The organism is Terribacillus saccharophilus (assembly GCF_046592895.1).
Lineage (GTDB): Bacteria > Bacillota > Bacilli > Bacillales > Amphibacillaceae > Terribacillus > Terribacillus saccharophilus_D.
The window spans coordinates 315,199-332,951 of record NZ_JAWVPU010000005.1 but is presented as its reverse complement, the minus strand read 5'-3'; the positions used below and the strand labels follow the sequence as shown (position 1 = coordinate 332,951).

The following is a 17,753-nucleotide window of genomic DNA, read 5'->3' as shown; positions in this document are numbered from 1 at the left end:
CTTCAGCGCCGATGGTAGTTGGGTTCGCCCCGTGAGAGTAGGACACTGCCAGGCAGTTCTTTTTTGTATACATAATTAATATTGATCCACAGTAGCTCAGTGGTAGAGCTATCGGCTGTTAACCGATCGGTCGCAGGTTCGAATCCTGCCTGTGGAGCCATTGCTTCCTTAGCTCAGTCGGTAGAGCACCACCATGGTAAGGTGGGGGTCAGCGGTTCAAGTCCGCTAGGAAGCTTAGGAAAAGTATTGGAGATCATTCTCTAATACTTTTTTTGTTTGATAAATATAGAAATAAAATAGAAAAGAAATTAAATTTGGCTAAAATGCAGAAATTACTTCTGCTAATATAGTGTAAATCAAAAAGGTCGCATACACTCCGTATGCGACCTTTTAATTTGCTCTATACATTGAATAAACTCAAATTCTCTTTACGATCTCTCCCCGGTGGCTTGCCAAACATCTTCCTATACTCCCTGTTAAAATAAGAAGGACTTTCATAGCCAACTTGAAAGGCAGCATCAGCAATCCTCATATCTTTCCCCATTATCAATCGCCGGGCCTCATGAAGACGTAAGGCTCTTTGGTATTGAATCGGAGTCATGGACGTAACGTATTTAAAATGATGATATAAAGCAGAGGGACTAAGGTTTACTTTTTTAGCTAGTCTTTCTATCTTTATTTCATCAGAAAAGTTACTTCTTACATATTCCATAGCAGCAGCTACTTCAGATAATTTACTCCCTTTGGCAACAAGGCTCTTTACTGTGTGACCATGCTTTCCCTGCATCATGCGGTATAAAATTTCTTTGATAATCAGCGGTGCAAGTATCTCTGTATCTTCTGGAGTATGAAGTAGATTCACGAGCCGGATAAGCGCATCCAATATAACTTCATCTGTCTGATCTACAAATATTCCTCGCCCAGTATCGTCTTTACTAATGCTATGCTGCTTGTACTCTTTTGAAACCTCTGCAATCTGCATTATATTAAAATTCAATCGCAGACATAAATAAGGTTCCATCTCACTTGCTTCTAAAATTTCTCCTATAACTGGCAATGCTACAGCTACAACTAGATAATCGCCTCTTCCATAAAAGAAGTCCTCTCCACTCATGGAAATTACTTTTCTCCCTTGCAGAACAATGCATAAAGCGGGTTCATGCATAGTATGTACAGGCTCCAGCGGTTTAACTGAACGAATGAATTCCAATCCAGAGATGGATGTTAGATTCGTACCCTCCTTGGCAGCAAAGGTTAAGACTAGATCTGTAAGCTCCTCTTCTTTCGATTGCGGCTGCTCTTTTTGCGGCATGGATAATTCCCCCTTTTTAGAAAGTTTCTCAGTTCTTGGAGAATAGGGCAAGAATTAAAGAGATGCCGGCTACCACTCCATGTCGATCTTCCTTGATACTAATAGTAGAACAGAAAAAGGAGCTGATGATATGAAAGAAAACAATCATACTTACACTGGTCTATGGGTTACGAAAGACCGGTATATCAGGCATGAGCTGCTACCCGAAGGCCGCTATATTGAAGCTCGGGGTGATATCGAATGTGCTTATACAGGTAATTATCAAATAAAAGGTGACCATATTGAATATCAAGATGATACAGGATTCACAGCTGATGGAGATTTCAAAAATGGAATTCTATACCATGCAGGAATGGTTCTGAATCGTGATAATGGCTAAGAATTCCCTAACGAAAATCAATAAAAGAGGATGGTACAAGGATGAGTATAAAGAATAAAGTTGTTCTTGTCACAGGAGGAAGCAGCGGCATCGGAGCAGCAACTGTTGATTTATTAGCTAAGAGCGGAGCTGTGGTAATAGCGGCAGCACGTAGAACAGATAGGTTGGAAACAATCGTAGCCACTCTTCATCAAGAAGGATACAACGCAGATTATAAGCAATTGGATGTTACCGACTTCAATCAAATGCAACATACAGTACAAGAAGTAATAGATGCATACGGAAAAATCGATGTCATCGTAAATAATGCTGGTATTATGCCATTGTCTAAATTGGATGCTCTGAAAATCGATGAATGGAATCGAATGATTGATGTAAATATCCGTGGTGTCCTTCATGGTATTGGAGCAGTATTGCCGATAATGACAGAGCAGAATAGCGGACATATCATCAATATAGCTTCAATAGGTGCCTATGAAGTCACCCCGACAGCAGCAGTCTATTGCGCGACCAAGTATGCTGTCCGCGCTATCACGGAGGGCTTGCGACAGGAAGCAACGCATAATATCCGAACAACTTTAATTGCACCGGGTGTAACGGAATCAGAATTAGCCGATCATATCACCGATAAACAGGCGAGTGAGGCTATGATCGAGTACCGGAGACAAGCACTGCCTGCTCCTGCTATTGCACATGCAATTCTTTATGCTATCTCGCAGCCTCCAGAGGTTGATGTAAGTGAATTAGTTGTAAGACCTACTTTATCATTTTAAAAAAAGTTGAATTATAATTAGGAAGTAGTATTGGAATACACTACTAATCTGTTTTTCTGGATTGCTGTGTCTGGATATAAATACTATATCGAAAAATGAGTTCATACAAAAAAGATGCCATATACGGCATCTTTTTACTTTCGATACTTCTGATAATTCTTATTCCCGCCAGATAGGTTGTACACTTCCTCAAATCCCATGTTCCGCAAAATATTCTGAGCTGCATTGCCTGTCACGCCGCTATTGCAATAGCAGAGGGTCGGCTTTTTAGGATCAAGTACCTTCGCTTTTTCACGGAGCTCCGCTAAAGGAATGCTGACTGCTTCTAAGACGTGGGAGGTATCATATTGAGCTCTTGCTCGTGTATCGATAATCTGAAAAGGCTCTCCTTGGCTCAGGCGCTGCTGCAGTTCTTTAGGTGTTAACAGTTTGTTCTGTTTCTTAATAGCATTATCGAGTGCCATGCCCGTATACATGACTGGATCTTTCGTTGTGCTGAATGGCGGGGCATAGGCGAGATCCAAATGGAACAGGTCTTCTGCTTTTGCTCCGAAGGTCATGGCAGTGACAAAGACATCGATGCGCTTGTCTACGCCTTCTTCCCCGACTGCCTGGACACCGAGCAGCCGTCCTGTTGTTCGGTCGGCAATGGCTTTGATAGTGATTTCCTGGCCGCCAAGATAAGCAGCGCGAGCAGGCTTGATATTATGCAATGTTTCAATGTCGTATCCTTCGCTGAGGGCTTCTTGTTCGTTCATGCCGGTTTGTCCGACAGCTAGTTCGAATACGCGTACTATCCCAGTACCGAGAATACCGCGGTGCGATGAGTTTCCCCCGGTGATGACATCACCAGCAATGCGTCCCATCTTATTGGCAGTGGAACCGAGCGGGCGGTAAAGCGGCTTGCCTGTGATGACGGAGAAGCTCTCTGCCACATCACCGACAGCATAAACATCTGTAAGGTTAGTCTGCATTCTTTCATTGACCGCAATTGCTCCGGTGTCACCTATCTTGACGCCGATTTTTTCAGCTAATGCTGTATTGGGTTGGACACCAACAGCAAGGAAGACGATATCGGAAGGAATAGTCTCACCACAGGAAGTCACGACTTCGTGTTCCGTAATACGGACAGCTTCCTGACCAAGCTTCAAGTCGACACCGTGTTCTATCAGTGTATCAGCAACAAGATCTGCTATATCTTTATCCAAATGCTTCATCACTTGATTGCTGCGCTGGATCATGGTCACCTCTATCCCAAGATGGGTAAGCTGTTCGGCCATTTCCAATCCGATATAACCAGCTCCGATGATTGTTGCTGTCTTTGGCTTGTGGGATTCGATGAACTGTCCGATCGATCCAGCATTCTGGATCGTACGGACGTGAAAGACGTGCTCAAGCGCAGTGCCTTCGATGTTTGGTGTAATAGGGCTTGCGCCAGTTGCGAAGACAAGGATGTCATAGGTATCCGTAAACGTCTCTTCTGTATCCAAATTTGTAACCGTCAGTGTTTTTTCGGCATGGTTGATATCGATGACTTCATGCCTTGTCTGGATATCGACGTTGTAGCGCTTTTTGAACCAAGCTGGGTCACGTGGGTTCAATGTTTCCAGATTCTCGACTTCATCGCCGACATAATAAGGAATCCCGCAGACGCTGTAAGAAATATCATAATCCCTGTCATAAATGCGAATATCAGCGTCTTCATTATTCCGGCGTGCTTTGGCAGCGACGCTTGTCCCGGCAGCAACAGAACCAATGATGCGTATTTTCATTGTATCTCTCCTTTAATGGATGATGATGAGCCAGACATATAAACCAATCAATGTCAGTAACAGCGTTGGCACCGTCAGGATGATTCCTGATTTGAAATAAGTACCCCATGAGATGCGCATACCTTTTTGCGATAATACATGCAGCCACAAGAGGGTTGCTAAAGAGCCAATCGGTGTGATTTTCGGACCGAGGTCGGAACCGATCACATTTGCATAGATAAGGGACTCCCGTATTGCTCCGCTGGTGTTCGTGTGGGCGATGGCAATTGCGTCGATCATGACAGTCGGCAAGTTATTCATGAGGGAAGAAAGGATGGCTGCGATAAAGCCCATGCAAATCGTCCCGATGAACATGCCTTGATCTGCGACATATTGAATGCAATCCGCAAGAATGTCTGTCAAACCAGCATTTTGCAATCCATAGACGACAACATACATGCCGATCGAGAAGAATACGATATTCCATGGTGCACCTTTTACAACCGTTTTTGTCTCCACTGCAGGGCTGCGTCTTGCGATAAGCAGGAAGATGACGGCGATTGCTCCCGCAACAAGGGATACAGGGATATGGAAGAATTCACAGATCAAGTAGCCAAACACTAAAAGGCCTAATACATACCAAGAGATCTTGAACAATTTCTTATCTTTGATTGCTGTCATAGGAACTTTTACAGCGGCTGTATCATAGGCCGCGGGTATCTTCTTGCGGAAAAATAAATATAAAACCAGAATGCTGGCACCAAGGGATATGAAGTTCGGAACAATCATCCGGGATGCGTATTCCAGGAATGTGATATCGAAATAATCTGCCGACACGATATTGACCAGATTGCTTACTACAAGCGGCAGAGATGTTGTATCAGCAATGAATCCGCTAGCAATGATAAAAGGAAAGACGAGTGCTTCATCCAAGCGCAGGGCACGTACCATGGCCAAGACGATTGGTGTCAGGATCAGAGCTGCACCATCATTGGCAAAGAACGCAGAAACGACTGCACCCAGGATACAAACGTAGATAAACATCCTTACGCCATTCCCTTTGGCTGCAGCAGCCATATGCAAGGCAGCCCATTCAAAGAACCCGATGCTGTCCAAAATCAAAGATATCAATATGATTGCCACAAATGCCAAGGTGGCATTCCAGACAATCGTTGTCACTTCCCACACATCAGTAAAATCGACCACACCCGCCAGTAAGGCAAGAATAGCACCGCCGCAGGCTGTCCAGCCGATATTGAGGTGTTTCGGCTGCCAGATGATGAGGATCAGTGTGATCAGAAAAATAATACAAGCTAAGACTGTTGTCAACATATGTACGCTTACTCCTTATTCAACAAGTGATTGCTTCTGCTTTGTTCCGCAGCCGCATGAGCTGTTCATCCTGCTCGTCCAGCTGACTCAGAATTTTCTCCACCAGCACACGCTGGGGGCAGCTGTGGTCAAAGCGGTAATAACGCCATTGACCGCGCTTTTCTTCTGTGACGAGACCTGCTTTCTTGTATTTTCGCAAGTGCTGGCTCACGGCAGGCTGGCTGATGTCGAACATGCCGACAAGCTCACAAACACAATATTCTTTTTCGGTCAGCAGTTTTAGTAAAAGCAATCGATTGGGATCATGGAGAACTTTCAAAGTTTCGGTTAGCTTTTCTGTCGATAATGCAGTTTCTACCATCTTTTCATTCCTCCCTTCGAAGTCAGTATATTAGCATTCTCTTATATAAGGCAATTATTATATACTATAGTAGGTAAAAAAGTGCATCCAGGCTTGAGATAGAAATTAGAGGAGAGTGCCATATGGTTTTAAATAAAGGCGGTAAACTAAGTGCGGCTTATTTCTTGGCTTATTTGGAGCTTGTCTCCAACACAAGACAAGGCAGTAGGGAAGAAGTGTATGACATTGTGTTTGAAAGGTTATTCGAGCGTGATGAAAGGAAACTTGGAGCAGCTAGCTTTCTAGCCTTCAAAGCAGCATATGAGCAGTTCAGTCAAAAGCAGGCATCCATTTAGGCAGGGGTAAGACCTTGCAGGACGAGTGCCGCAGTTTTAGTACGCGTCGTTTTGCGTTATAATGGTATCAGCAATCATTTCACAAACAATTTTAAAATAGATTGAAAGAGAGTGTTCATCAATGGGACGTAAATGGAACAATATCAAAGAGAAGAAAGCTTCGAAGGACGCCAATACGAGCAGGATCTATGCGAAATTCGGCCGTGAAATCTACGTAGTAGCCAAACAAGGCGAGCCCGATCCCGAAGCAAACCAGGCATTGAAATTTGTCTTGGAGCGTGCGAAGACGTATAACGTACCGAAGGCAATCATCGAGCGTGCGATCGAGAAAGCCAAGGGCGGCGGCGAAGAGAACTACGATGAAATGCGTTATGAAGGTTTTGGTCCGAACGGCTCTATGATCATTGTTGATGCATTGACTAACAACGTAAACCGTACAGCGCCTGAGGTCCGTACTGCATTTAATAAGAACGGCGGTAACATGGGTGTCAGTGGATCTGTTGCCTACATGTTCGATGCAACGGCAGTCATTGGTATCGAAGGCAAATCCGCGGATGATGTGATGGAAATCTTGATGGAAGCAGATGTGGATGCGCGTGACATCATCGAAGAAGATGATGCGGTCATCGTTTATGCAGAGCCAGATCAATTCCATGTTGTGCAGGAAGCGTTGAAAGAAGCAGGAATCGAGGAATTCTCGGTAGCTGAGCTTTCCATGCTGGCCCAAAATGATATCAGTCTTGATGCAGAATCCCAGGAGCAATTCGAGAAGCTGATCGATGCGCTTGAAGATTTGGAAGATGTGCAGCAGGTTTATCATAACGTCGATTTAGACTGAGTGGAAAGAACTCCGAGCTACTATGCCCGGAGTTCTTTTTTTAACCAGCTATATCAGCTGATTCAAAGGTAGCATCTTGATAGCCGCGAACGATGATCACATGTCCGCCGAACATATCACCATCTTGTAAAAATACTTCATATGTACCGCCTGGATACAGGTGGATACTTTCGAATGTAATGCTCTGGACGAAGGATTCCTTAGTTATTGGCTGGGCGTCATCCTCGAAATCGGCGAGCCAATCGTTGGCCAGCTCAAGCAACTGCGAAGCGGCATAATCTTTTATTTTCTTATCCCATGACAGCGGATCTTGGAAGAGGAGATATGCTGTTTGGAGTGCTTCCTTCATCTGTGACTCCTCGTCTTGTGCATCAACATACACAAAACACGGCTTTCCTGCCCAGTCGGTTTCCATCTCAAACCAATCAAGACCCTTATCCAGCTCGAATTTTCCAAGCTTCTCATCTAGATAATAGACAGGTTCCAGCTCTTTCTCAAGAACAAGCTGCAGCTCTGGATCTTTGTGATCGGCAGATAGAATATCCACTAGCATCAAGCTGCTGTCCGATTTTCGGACTTGGAGGCGGACGATGGAATGTGGTTCGATATGAAATTTCTTCTCTTTCCATTCTTCATCCGTGACGAGCCACTGCAGCTGCGTCTTTTCATGGACAACCGGAGCATCATCATGCAATTCCTTCCAAGCTGCAAGTGAGATCGACGCCGTCCACATCACTTCTTTCCCGCCTCTGCCGGCACCAGCTCCTAAACTGCCGGTCACAGCAGCTATTTCGATTGTTTCTTCTAAAAATCTCTTCTCAAAGCTCTTTATTTCTCGAAGTTTCCCCATGATTACACCTTCCTTCTTCCTCCAGCTTAACTTAATTTTCCAATCTTGTTAGCAGGACTATCTGCTTATTTATGATGTTGATAGAGAGAAATTGCGAATCAGAAACAGGTTATTGCAGCAAAGCAGCTCTTATATCGTTCGTTATGTTTTTTATTGAAATATTTCCCATATAGGCAGTTTCATCAGTTGTGAGTGAGTCAATAAAAGGTGAAGACGCCTATTGATATGCGCATATTGAGGGAATTATCTTCCTAAAAGAAATACTATAATGGTCGTTCGAACATGACATATTACAGCTGACAAAAGTAGTGGAGACGATCTGAAACTTAATTAACTGATATAAATGACAGAAAATTATTACTATTATCCCGCAGGAAAATCTCATATCTATGCATTTGCTCCTCTTTTCTCCCGGTGCTCTTCCCGAAACCGACAGATTCTCGTAATCTATCTATAACATCTGAGCGATATTACATAATTTGTCACTTGAAGAGGCGGAGGTGGATAGTGTTAGCGGGCAGGACCATATCAGGAAAAAGGAGAGAATGGGAAAATGCAAAAACGTGTGGTGAGATGGCTCAGTATATTGGCGGTCGGTGTCTTTCTCTTGTCCTTGCTTTCTCCTACAGCTTCACGAGCACAGTCTTCTGAGCGAACTTCTGTGAAAGCGAGTGAAGGTGTAGCAGCGAAAGTGGACAAGGATGTTACGTCTCAGTTCAAGGCAGACGAACAGGTGACGTATTTGGTCAAGCTGAAGGAGCAGGCGGATACGAAGAAGGCAGCAGAGACTGCAGTCGAGAAGGCAAAGAAGCAATCAGCGAGTTTGTCTGCCAAGGAAGAAAAGCGGATTCAGAATTCAGCTGTCGTCAGCGATTTACGGGTGACAGCAGATGCGACGCAAGCGAATTTGCTGGAATATTTGAAGCAGGCGAAAGATAAGGGTGTCGTAAAGGACTACGATTCTTATTACATCGTCAATGCTTTGAAAGTAACGAGCTCCAAAGAAGTGATGGAGGAGCTGGCTGCTTCGGAGGAAGTGGAGAAGATCTTGCCAAACAGGGAACGTAAAATCCTTGAACCGGCAAAAGCGGAGGAAAAGCAGGTTGCTGCTTTGGCTGAGGAAGTCGAAGCTTGGGGCGTGGAGAGAGTCGGAGCCCCGGCGGTATGGCAGGAAACAGGACTGGATGGAACTGGTGTCGTCATCGGCGGACTTGATACTGGTGTGCAGTATGACCATCCAGCTTTATTGGAGAAATACCGCGGTTATGACGCAGCTGACCCGGATGATGTTTCGCATGAGTTCAACTGGTATGATGCGGTCGACGGGGAAGCGGTGCCGTATGATGACTTGGATCACGGTACCCATACAATCGGTACTGCTGTCGGTGCAGAACCTGATGGGTCCCAGGATATTGGTGTTGCACCGGGAGCAAAGTGGATCGCAGTAAAAGCTTTCCATCCTGATACCGGACTCGGGCAGACGACGGATGCCATCTTGCTGGATGCAGCAGAGTGGATGCTTGCACCAAAGGATGAAAACGGCAATCCGCATCCAGAGCAAGCTCCGGACATCGTCAATAACTCCTGGGGTGGCGGACCAGGTCTGGATGAATGGTACCGGGAGGTCGTACAAACATGGCGAAATGCTGGTATCGTACCAGTATTTTCAGCTGGTAATGACGGAGATGGAGACGCAACAGTATCAGCACCTTCCAACTATCCAGAGTCGATCTCTGTAGCAGCAACGGATAACCAAGATGGATTGGCCAGTTTCTCATCTCGTGGTCCTTCACCATATGATGGAGAAATTAAGCCCGATATTGCGGCTCCGGGAGTGAATGTCTATTCCGCAGTAAGCGGCAGTGAATATAGTGCCTCATTCAGCGGTACATCGATGGCTGCACCGCATGTGAGCGGCGTCATCGCCTTGCTGCTTCAGGCAGATAGCTCACTGACGGTTGATGAGATTGAGTCGATTCTTTATGACACAGCTGATCGACAGACAAGTGCTGAATACCCGGATGAGATCAATGAAGGCTTCGGTCATGGTGTCGTCAATGCGTATTTGGCAGTATCGACGATTGCGACTGGCGTCGGTGAAATCAATGGTAATGTCTATCAGGATGGCGAGGACGAAGAACCTGCTGTCATTACACATGAAGCTCTATCTGAGCTATATCAAGGTGTGGCAACGCCGCTTACAGCAGAAGTGACGGATAACATCAGCACAGACACGGTCACGCTTCAATACCAAAAAGATGCAGGAGAATGGCAATCCGTGGATGCGGCGCTTGTGGAAGGAAACGCAGCAAGTGGTACGTATCAAGCAGTGCTGCCAGCAGAAGCGACGACAGGTGAAACACTCACTTATAAATTTGTCGCGACAGACTTTGGCGGCAATTCAACAGAGACGGATGCATATGACGTGGAACTACTTGTACCGCTATCAGTTGGCTATAGCCAGGACTTCGAAGAGGAGCCAGCAGGCTGGACATCATTCGGTGATCAGAATACCTGGGAGTGGGGTGCTCCGGCAGCCGGTCCTGAAGCAGCAGCTTCTGGGGAAAATGTATATGGTACAGGTGCTTATCCTAATAATGCAGATGCAACTTTATTAGCACCGCCAGTAGCAGTACCGGACGAGGGAGCATCGTATTTGCAGTTCCAGACATGGTTCGACCTGGAAAGCCGTTATGATTATGGCCATGTGGTGATCTCGACGGATAAAGAGAACTGGGAGCAAGTAGGCTCGTATAATGGAGCGAATGGCGCCTGGTCTTCCGAACAAGTCGATCTAAGTGATTATGCCGGACAAACGGTGTATGTCGGTTTCCACTTGGAGACAGATGGCAGTGTCGGTAAGCAAGGCTGGTATATCGACGATGTAGCCATCTCGGATTCCTCCAACACCTCTGCATCCATCATGAAGGACACGAAGAAGGTGAAAGAGGAAGGCAAGCAGACGAAGGATAGTGCAAAGAGCAAAAAGAAAGTGAATGCGAAGAAATTAGCTCCAACACCAATCCAAAATGTTCAAGGTCCAATCCTGCCAGGTGGACAAGCAGATCCATCTGATATCAGCCCGACTGCTTTGCCGGTTGATGCAACTGTGACGGTACAGGAAACAGGACGTAGCGTTCAAACAGACCCGGCCGACGGAAGCTATCGCTTACTGCAGGCTGCTGGTGATGTAACATTGGAGGCTTCCGCATACGGATTCCACTCCAGTACGGCGCCAGTCACCATAACAGAGGGATCTGCCGTTACACAGAACTTCACACTGGATCCCATTGCAGAAGGAACAGTCACTGGTACTGTGACGAATGCACAAACAGGCGACCCGATAGCGGGCGCTAATGTGTATGTAGTCGAGGATGCAGCTGTCGAGCCAGTACAAACGGATGAAAATGGTGTATATACGCTGACTGCATTCGAAGGAACGTATACACTCAAAATCGCGGCACCTTCCTTCAAAGGAGCAGAAGTCGAAGTAACAGTGAATGCGGATGGATCGACCGAACAGAATGTAGAGCTTGAGCCATTCATCGGATTTGCCGGGGAAATCGGCTATGACGATGGGACAGCGGAAAATGCACATGCCTTCTATGATGGCGGAAATGGCTGGGCAGTGAAATTCACACTGGCGGAAGGCCAGACTTCTGCGCAAGTGACAGGCGGTTTGTTCCGTTTCTGGGATGAAAGCTTCCCGACACCAGGGGGCACAAACTTTGCGGTGGAAATCTATGATGATTCCGGCGAAGACGGCGCACCAGGTAAGAAGCTGGCCGGGCCGATTACCGGGGAAGCGCTCCGGAATGGGGAGTGGACTCAGGTTGATTTGGCTGGTGAAGGTGTTGTAGTGGATTCTGATTTCTATATTCTTTACATTCAAACAGATCCGAATCCGAACACGCCTGCCTTGGCAACGGATGAAGATGGTGAATTCTCCGGACGCAGCTGGCAAAACGCAGGCGGGGAATGGAGCCCAGTGCCGGAAGAGGACGGCAACTATATGATCCGGGCACTTGTCGATTATGAAGCACAAGCGCCAGTCATCACGTCGCCAGCGCCTGATTCAGTCACGAAAGAAGACACTGTGACAGTAGAAGGGACAGCGGCAGCTGGCGGAACAGTGGAAATAAGTAATAACGGTGAGGTGGCTGCAACTGTTGAGGCATCAGCAGAAGGGGCTTTTGCAGCTGAAGTGGAGCTGACAGAAGGTGAAAACAGCCTTACCGCTGTGACAAAGCTGGATAACGGCAGCACAGCACCATCTGAAGCAGTTATGATCATCCAGGATCAAACGGCACCGGAGCTGACGATTACAGCTCCTGAAAATGATAGCAAGACAAATAAGGAGACAGTGACGGTAACAGGTACAGCAGCTGATGATCATTTGAACAAGCTGACAATCAACGGAGCTAAAACCGATGTGAAAGAAGATGGGACATTCTCCAAGCGGATTCTTTTGGATGAAGGTGTCAATGAAATCAAAGTAGTCGCAACAGATGAGGCAGGAAATAAGGCGAAGCAGGTTATCAATCTGGAAGCTGACTATACGGCACCTGAGCTGGAAAATGTGAAACCGGATCAAGACTCAGACGTGCAGCCTGGAGAGACAGTCGTCATCTCCTTTGAATCAGAACCTGGATTGGAAGATGCGACCTTCTACTTGAAAGCACCGCTGACGAATTTCCGGACAGCATCGCAAGCAACAGAGCTGCCGATGCGGGAAACGGAAGATGGTCAATATGTTGGCTATTGGACAGCAACATCATCCACGAAGCTTGATGGAGCGGATGTTGTTGTAAAAGCAACAGATGCATTCGGGAATACAGTTGAAGCAACCGCGGCTGGAAAGGTTTTTGTAGAATAGGATAAGATGCCGGAATAAATGAAAATGGGGTTTTCTCCGAATTATCGGGGAAACCCCATTTTCCTATGGTTATTTTTCATTCCGCTTATGCTTTTGTTAAGCAGAAGAAAAAAACTTTGTCAGGAACCTGTTCTTTTATATCCATAATACCTAAAAGCGTATTTTCATCTATCTTTCTAAAAACATCTATTATACCTTTATTATCGTAGACCATTGCTGATGTAACTGTCCCTCTATAATCTACTTTTCGCAGCCTTGCTGCACTTTTATTCGTTTTTATGATGGGTCGCAATAATGACATGGAAGTGGAGAGGAGTTGCTTTGGTATGTTGTGCAGATTTTGCATAAGCAGATTTACCGGAAGTAAATTTGGACGGACAGCATAAAGAATGCCATCACTTTTTTCGAAAATCAAAGGGTGGACGTTTTCTTCATCAATAAATTCTTTGCCATACCAACCTGATGCTGATAAAAGACCCTCCAAAGGGTGCCCTGTAACGATTTCTTCTCCTTTCCACATCCCCATCATTTCCTCAGGTTCAACGATATCCAGCTGGTCATAAAAAGTAAATGCCTCTGATTGTGATGCACCATTGCGTAATAATGTGTTTAGATAGTCGATATTTTTCATCCGGTGAACTCCAATCCCTTAAGAAATTTTCATCCAATTTAATAGTATCACGGGATTATTTTGTAACGAAAATTTTTCAAATAGGATGAAAGCTGAGTAAGGAGTCGGAAAATACCTTGGATGCGAACTAGGAGCAGGGATCATAGTCAGCGGCTGGAAAGATAATTGCTGGATAAACAACGAAAGGACCCGTCGCTGACGGGCCCTTTGTTTTATATACCAATCGAAATATACTTCGTTTCCAGATAAGGCTCGATGCCTTCGATTCCGCCTTCGCGGCCGACGCCGCTTTCTTTCATGCCGCCAAATGGCGCTTGTACTGCGGATGGGCCGCCGTCGTTCCAGCCGACGATGCCGTATTTCAGGTTTTCGGCGATATATAGACCGCGGCGGTAGTTTTCGGTGAAGAAGTAAGCAGCCAAGCCAAATGGTGTGTCGTTTGCCAGGCGAATTGCTTCATCGATGTCTGTGTAGGTTGTGATAGGTGCTACTGGTCCGAATGTTTCTTCGTGCATGATGGTCATGTCGGTCGTCACGTGGTCAAGTACGGTTGGCTGGACAAAATAATAGCCTTTATCGTCATCTTGTTGGTAAGAACCGCCTGCATGGACAACTGCACCCTTTTTCTTAGCGTCTTCCAGCTGGGAGGCTATCTTATCAAAGCCTTTTTTATTGATGATCGGTCCGATATCCACGTCTTCTGTACCGACACCGACTTTCAACTGCGAAACAGCTTCGGTGAATAGTCGGGTGAATTCCTCTTTAATGGAAGAGTGGACAAGCAGGCGATTGGCACAGACACATGTTTGCCCGGCGTTGCGGAACTTGGAAGCGACGGCTTGTTTGACTGCTCGCTCCAGGTCCGCATGTTCATCAACGATCAGTGGGGCGTGTCCTCCAAGCTCCATGGAGACATGTTTTACCGTATCCGCACTTTGCTTCATTAGCTGCTTACCAACCGGGGTGGATCCGGTAAAGGATATTTTGCGAATTAGCGGATTTTCTGTAAACAGCTTTCCTGTTTTTTCTCCGTCAGCATTCACGTATTGGATAACATCCTCTGGGATCCCGGCTTCATGTGCCAATTCCACTAACCGGATGGCAGTCAGCGGTGTATCGGGTGCAGGCTTGATGATGAAAGTGCAGCCTGCAGCCAATGCCGGTGCCGCTTTTCTCGTGATCATCGCTGCCGGAAAGTTCCATGGTGTGATGGCGGCGACTGGACCGACGGCTTCCCGTGTGACAAGCAGACGCTTATCGGTAGTGGAGGCAGGGATGGTGCGGCCGTAGACACGTTTTGCTTCTTCGGCGAACCATTCGATATAGCCGGCGGCATACAAAACTTCCCCTTCGGCTTCCTTCAGTGGTTTACCATTCTCTGCTGTAATCAAGGAGGCAAGCTCTTTTTTGTTGACTAGCATCAATGAATACCATTTTCGTAATAAAGTACTTCTTTCCGTTGCACTCGTTTTTGACCAGCTAAGAAAGGCCCTATGGGAGGCGGTGATTTTTGCCTCGATGTTTTGCAATGTATCTTGTTCAATTGAAGTTATGAAAGCGCCGGTGCCAGGGTTGTATACGTTAAGCTTGCTTGTCATTGGCTATGCTCCTTTCCTGGGATGGAGAAGCTAATTTACGATTGGTAACGGCATAAAGTCCGAGCCCGATGACTGTCCAGCCAATCAGCATGATCCACTCATAAGGCCACACAAGCGCTGCAGGCATCCCTGGTAAGTAGAAGGTAAGGAAAACCAAGCTCATGATGACAGCTCCGAATCCGATTGTGCGCCAGTATTTGATCTTATACGGCCTTTCCAAATCAGGTTCGGTTTTGCGTAGACGAAGGAAAGCGAGTGCCACAAGGATATAGCCTACTACCATGCCGACACCGCCGGCATTTACGATCCAGACGAGTGCAGGGCGGCCGAGTAGTGGTGCCAGGAATGCCAGCGCGCCCAGGAATAAGATGGCATTCGTAGGAGTTCCGTATTTCGGATGGATATACATGAACCAAGAAGGAATCATCTTTCTGTCTGCCATGGCATACATGATCCGGCTGGCGCCGATGATGAATGCATTCCAGCTGGTGATGATACCAGCTACGCCGCCGATTACCAAAATAGTACCGAATACTTGGCTGCCAAAGAGGCTTGCCATTGCATCGGCAGTTGCTAGACTGCTAGTCTCCAGCTGCTCCTTGGAAAGAGCTGCCGAGACACCGTAGACAATCAATAAGTAGAAGATTACCGCACAAACGATGGAAATCATCAAGATGCGAGAGATGGTCTTGGCGGGCGCATTGATTTCCTCAGCTACCTGAGGAACAACGTCAAATCCAACGAATAAGAAAGGCACCATGACCAAAACGGTGATGACACCTGCTGCTCCATCTGAGAAAAGAGGTTGTAGATTTGCGGTGCTTCCGTTGAAGGAAGCACCAAACAACAATAGAATTCCTGTGGCAATCATGAGAATCGTGAAAACAGATTGGAATATGGCAGCAGGTTTTGCACCGACATAGTTGAGGAGTGTCAGGATGAGCGCTCCTCCTGAACCGATCAATACCCATGTCGTATAAACAGGCCAATCATTCAATGTCCAAAGATAACCAACATGATTCACCGGCACGATGTAATCAATTACGGTCGGTAATGCGACAGCCTCAAACGTAATGACAGTCACATAACCGGCAAGCACCGCCCAAGCGGCGGCAAAACCCATCTTCCTTCCGAAGGCACGGTTTACGAAAACCAAGCCGCCGCCAGTCTCGGGCATGCTGGAAGATAGTTCTGCGTAAGTCAAACCGATCAGGCAGATAAGCAAGCCTCCGATTACAAAAGCGATGATGCTGCCAAGAAACCCTGCTCCGAGAATCCAATCCCCAGATAATACAACCCATCCCCATCCGAGCATGGCGCCAACGGCTAGAAAAATGACATCCGATTTCGACATTGTTTTCTTCAATTGCTGCTTGGCCATAGAGACCCTCCTTTAAATGGATTTCAATGCTTGTTCGATGATTGCAAGTCCTTCATGCAGTTGTTCATCCGTGATTACGAGCGGGCTGAGGAAGCGAACGACATTGCCATTGATACCTGCTGTCAAAAGAAGGAGTCCATTTTCATTGGCATATGCGGCTATCTTAGCTGCCAGCTCTTTATCGGGAAGTTTCGATTGGCTATCTTTGACGAATTCAATGGCCGCCATGGCACCTAAGCGTCTGATATCACCGATGGAATCATAGCTTTCTTTCCAGCGTCTTGCAGCCTGCTCGATGGTTTTCCCGATATGCTCCGCTTTTTCATTCAATTCCTCAGATTCGATGATATCCAAAACGGCAAGTGCTGCAACACAGCCGAGCGGACTTCCGGCATAGGTGCCGCCCAGCTCGCCTGGATTAGAGGCATCCAGCATTTCCGCACGGCCGACTACACCACTGATGGGAACGCCAGCCCCGAGAGATTTAGAAACAGTGATCAAGTCAGGGACGACATCAAAATGTTCGATTGCGAAATATTTGCCGGTCCGGGCAAAACCAGTTTGGATTTCATCTGCTACGAAGACAATGTCATGTTCTTTGCAGAAGGATGCCACGAATTGTATGAAACGTTTGGAAGGAATGATAAAACCGCCTTCTCCTTGTATTGGCTCCATCACGACACATGCGACGGTTTCCGGTGCCACTTGGGATGTGAAAAATTCTCTGAATTGTTCGATGATGAAATCTTCATATGCAGTTTCTGTCAGGCCTTTCGGGCGTTGATAGCTATATGGATAAGGAGCTTGATAAACTTCAGGAGCAAATGGGCCAAAGCCGAATTTATAAGGTTTTACTTTACTTGTCATACTCATGGCAAGATTCGTGCGTCCGTGGAAACCGCGGTTGAAAGTGACGACAGCTTGCCTTCCTGTATATTTACGGGCAATCTTCACAGCGTTTTCCACTGCCTCGGCACCAGAATTAAGGAAGATGGCTTTCTTATCAAATGCACCAGGAGTCAGGCTGCATAATTTTTCTGCAAGCTCGATGTAAGATGCATACATCATGACATTGAAGCCGGGATGAACAAATGCCTCTGCTTGATTCTTGAGTGCTTCCACAACTTTCGGGTGGCTGTGTCCGACATTCATCGTTCCGATTGCTCCTGCGAAGTCGATGAAGCGTCTTCCATCTTGATCGAAAAGAAGGGCGCCTTCACCTTTGACTGCAATGGATTTATTGCCATTACTAACACCCCTGGCTACGAATTTGTCACGTTTTTGCTGAAGCAGTAAAGTTTCATTTGTTAAAGTTGCCATTATGTCACTTCCTTTT

General features: G+C 46.4%; 14 protein-coding genes and 2 tRNA genes. 7 read left to right on the top strand and 9 right to left on the bottom strand.

Features of this window, described 5'->3' with window-relative positions:
* Window positions 1-85: 85 nt before the first annotated feature.
* A tRNA-Asn gene (locus SFC66_RS16295) sits at window positions 86-160 on the top strand.
* 2 nt (window positions 161-162) lie between these two features.
* A tRNA-Thr gene (locus SFC66_RS16290) sits at window positions 163-235 on the top strand.
* A 165-nt stretch (window positions 236-400) separates the two neighbouring features.
* Here the strand turns inward: SFC66_RS16290 and SFC66_RS16285 are convergent.
* A complete protein-coding gene (locus tag SFC66_RS16285; protein ID WP_411219776.1) occupies window positions 401-1,312 on the bottom strand; it encodes an AraC family transcriptional regulator in 912 nt (303 codons plus the stop codon).
* 130 nt (window positions 1,313-1,442) lie between these two features.
* Here SFC66_RS16285 and SFC66_RS16280 point away from each other — a divergent pair, with 130 nt between their 5' ends.
* Together SFC66_RS16280 and SFC66_RS16275 are read left to right on the top strand one after the other, a co-directional pair.
* Window positions 1,443-1,691 carry an Atu4866 domain-containing protein gene (locus SFC66_RS16280; protein WP_411219775.1) on the top strand — a complete coding sequence of 83 codons (249 nt, stop codon included), beginning with the start codon at window positions 1,443-1,445 and terminating at the stop codon, window positions 1,689-1,691.
* Between the two features lie 41 nt (window positions 1,692-1,732).
* Window positions 1,733-2,464 (top strand): SDR family oxidoreductase, encoded by a 732-nt coding sequence (locus SFC66_RS16275; protein WP_411219774.1) that lies wholly within the window; start codon window positions 1,733-1,735, stop codon window positions 2,462-2,464.
* Window positions 2,465-2,598: 134 nt separating this feature from the next.
* Here the strand turns inward: SFC66_RS16275 and SFC66_RS16270 are convergent, their stop codons facing one another.
* Genes SFC66_RS16270 through SFC66_RS16260 form a run of 3 tightly spaced genes read right to left on the bottom strand, consistent with a single transcriptional unit; the run spans window position 2,599 to window position 5,908 of the window.
* Window positions 2,599-4,236: an FAD-dependent oxidoreductase gene (locus SFC66_RS16270; RefSeq protein ID WP_411219773.1), complete on the bottom strand. Its 1,638-nt coding sequence runs from the start codon at window positions 4,234-4,236 to the stop codon at window positions 2,599-2,601.
* A gap of 12 nt (window positions 4,237-4,248) precedes the next feature.
* Window positions 4,249-5,547 carry an arsenic transporter gene (locus tag SFC66_RS16265; protein WP_411219772.1) on the bottom strand — a complete coding sequence of 433 codons (1,299 nt, stop codon included), beginning with the start codon at window positions 5,545-5,547 and terminating at the stop codon, window positions 4,249-4,251.
* Window positions 5,548-5,566: 19 nt separating this feature from the next.
* Entirely contained in the window at window positions 5,567-5,908 is a 342-nt protein-coding gene (locus SFC66_RS16260) for an ArsR/SmtB family transcription factor (RefSeq protein WP_411219771.1), read from the bottom strand.
* A 122-nt stretch (window positions 5,909-6,030) separates the two neighbouring features.
* On the opposite strand from SFC66_RS16260, the gene SFC66_RS16255 reads away from it, so the two are divergent.
* Window positions 6,031-6,243: a hypothetical protein gene (locus SFC66_RS16255; protein WP_411219770.1), complete on the top strand. Its 213-nt coding sequence runs from the start codon at window positions 6,031-6,033 to the stop codon at window positions 6,241-6,243.
* 121 nt (window positions 6,244-6,364) lie between these two features.
* Window positions 6,365-7,081, top strand: a complete 717-nt coding sequence (locus tag SFC66_RS16250; protein WP_411219769.1) for a YebC/PmpR family DNA-binding transcriptional regulator — start codon at window positions 6,365-6,367, stop codon at window positions 7,079-7,081.
* A 40-nt stretch (window positions 7,082-7,121) separates the two neighbouring features.
* Here SFC66_RS16250 and SFC66_RS16245 read toward each other — a convergent pair whose 3' ends face one another.
* A complete protein-coding gene (locus SFC66_RS16245) occupies window positions 7,122-7,931 on the bottom strand; it encodes a DUF2262 domain-containing protein (protein WP_411219768.1) in 810 nt (269 codons plus the stop codon).
* Window positions 7,932-8,484: 553 nt separating this feature from the next.
* Between SFC66_RS16245 and SFC66_RS16240 the strand changes: the two genes are divergently transcribed.
* Complete coding sequence (locus SFC66_RS16240; protein WP_411219767.1) at window positions 8,485-12,807, top strand: S8 family serine peptidase; 4,323 nt, start codon at window positions 8,485-8,487, stop codon at window positions 12,805-12,807.
* A gap of 85 nt (window positions 12,808-12,892) precedes the next feature.
* Here SFC66_RS16240 and SFC66_RS16235 read toward each other — a convergent pair whose 3' ends face one another.
* The 4 genes from SFC66_RS16235 to gabT form a co-directional block, all read right to left on the bottom strand.
* Window positions 12,893-13,438, bottom strand: coding sequence for a DUF4334 domain-containing protein (locus SFC66_RS16235; protein WP_411219766.1), 546 nt, complete (start codon window positions 13,436-13,438; stop codon window positions 12,893-12,895).
* Between the two features lie 212 nt (window positions 13,439-13,650).
* Entirely contained in the window at window positions 13,651-15,036 is a 1,386-nt protein-coding gene (locus SFC66_RS16230; RefSeq protein ID WP_411219765.1) for an NAD-dependent succinate-semialdehyde dehydrogenase, read from the bottom strand.
* On the bottom strand, window positions 15,020-16,417 hold the full coding sequence (locus tag SFC66_RS16225) for an APC family permease (protein WP_411219764.1): 1,398 nt from the start codon (window positions 16,415-16,417) through the stop codon (window positions 15,020-15,022). The genes SFC66_RS16230 and SFC66_RS16225 overlap by 17 nt, the downstream gene beginning before the upstream one ends.
* Window positions 16,418-16,429: 12 nt before the next feature.
* On the bottom strand, window positions 16,430-17,737 hold the full coding sequence (gene gabT, locus SFC66_RS16220) for a 4-aminobutyrate--2-oxoglutarate transaminase (RefSeq protein WP_411219763.1): 1,308 nt from the start codon (window positions 17,735-17,737) through the stop codon (window positions 16,430-16,432).
* Window positions 17,738-17,753 lie beyond the last annotated feature (16 nt).

What these genes read in the sequence shown, in the direction of transcription:
- SFC66_RS16285 (WP_411219776.1), bottom strand. Translation starts at nt 1,312, where the DNA reads ATGCCGCAAAAAGAGCAGCCGCAATCGAAAGAAGAGGAGCTTACAGAT.
- SFC66_RS16280 (WP_411219775.1), top strand. Translation starts at nt 1,443, where the DNA reads ATGAAAGAAAACAATCATACTTACACTGGTCTATGGGTTACGAAAGAC.
- SFC66_RS16275 (WP_411219774.1), top strand. Translation starts at nt 1,733, where the DNA reads ATGAGTATAAAGAATAAAGTTGTTCTTGTCACAGGAGGAAGCAGCGGC.
- SFC66_RS16270 (WP_411219773.1), bottom strand. Translation starts at nt 4,236, where the DNA reads ATGAAAATACGCATCATTGGTTCTGTTGCTGCCGGGACAAGCGTCGCT.
- SFC66_RS16265 (WP_411219772.1), bottom strand. Translation starts at nt 5,547, where the DNA reads ATGTTGACAACAGTCTTAGCTTGTATTATTTTTCTGATCACACTGATC.
- SFC66_RS16260 (WP_411219771.1), bottom strand. Translation starts at nt 5,908, where the DNA reads ATGGTAGAAACTGCATTATCGACAGAAAAGCTAACCGAAACTTTGAAA.
- SFC66_RS16255 (WP_411219770.1), top strand. Translation starts at nt 6,031, where the DNA reads ATGGTTTTAAATAAAGGCGGTAAACTAAGTGCGGCTTATTTCTTGGCT.
- SFC66_RS16250 (WP_411219769.1), top strand. Translation starts at nt 6,365, where the DNA reads ATGGGACGTAAATGGAACAATATCAAAGAGAAGAAAGCTTCGAAGGAC.
- SFC66_RS16245 (WP_411219768.1), bottom strand. Translation starts at nt 7,931, where the DNA reads ATGGGGAAACTTCGAGAAATAAAGAGCTTTGAGAAGAGATTTTTAGAA.
- SFC66_RS16240 (WP_411219767.1), top strand. Translation starts at nt 8,485, where the DNA reads ATGCAAAAACGTGTGGTGAGATGGCTCAGTATATTGGCGGTCGGTGTC.
- SFC66_RS16235 (WP_411219766.1), bottom strand. Translation starts at nt 13,438, where the DNA reads ATGAAAAATATCGACTATCTAAACACATTATTACGCAATGGTGCATCA.
- SFC66_RS16230 (WP_411219765.1), bottom strand. Translation starts at nt 15,036, where the DNA reads ATGACAAGCAAGCTTAACGTATACAACCCTGGCACCGGCGCTTTCATA.
- SFC66_RS16225 (WP_411219764.1), bottom strand. Translation starts at nt 16,417, where the DNA reads ATGGCCAAGCAGCAATTGAAGAAAACAATGTCGAAATCGGATGTCATT.
- gabT (WP_411219763.1), bottom strand. Translation starts at nt 17,737, where the DNA reads ATGGCAACTTTAACAAATGAAACTTTACTGCTTCAGCAAAAACGTGAC.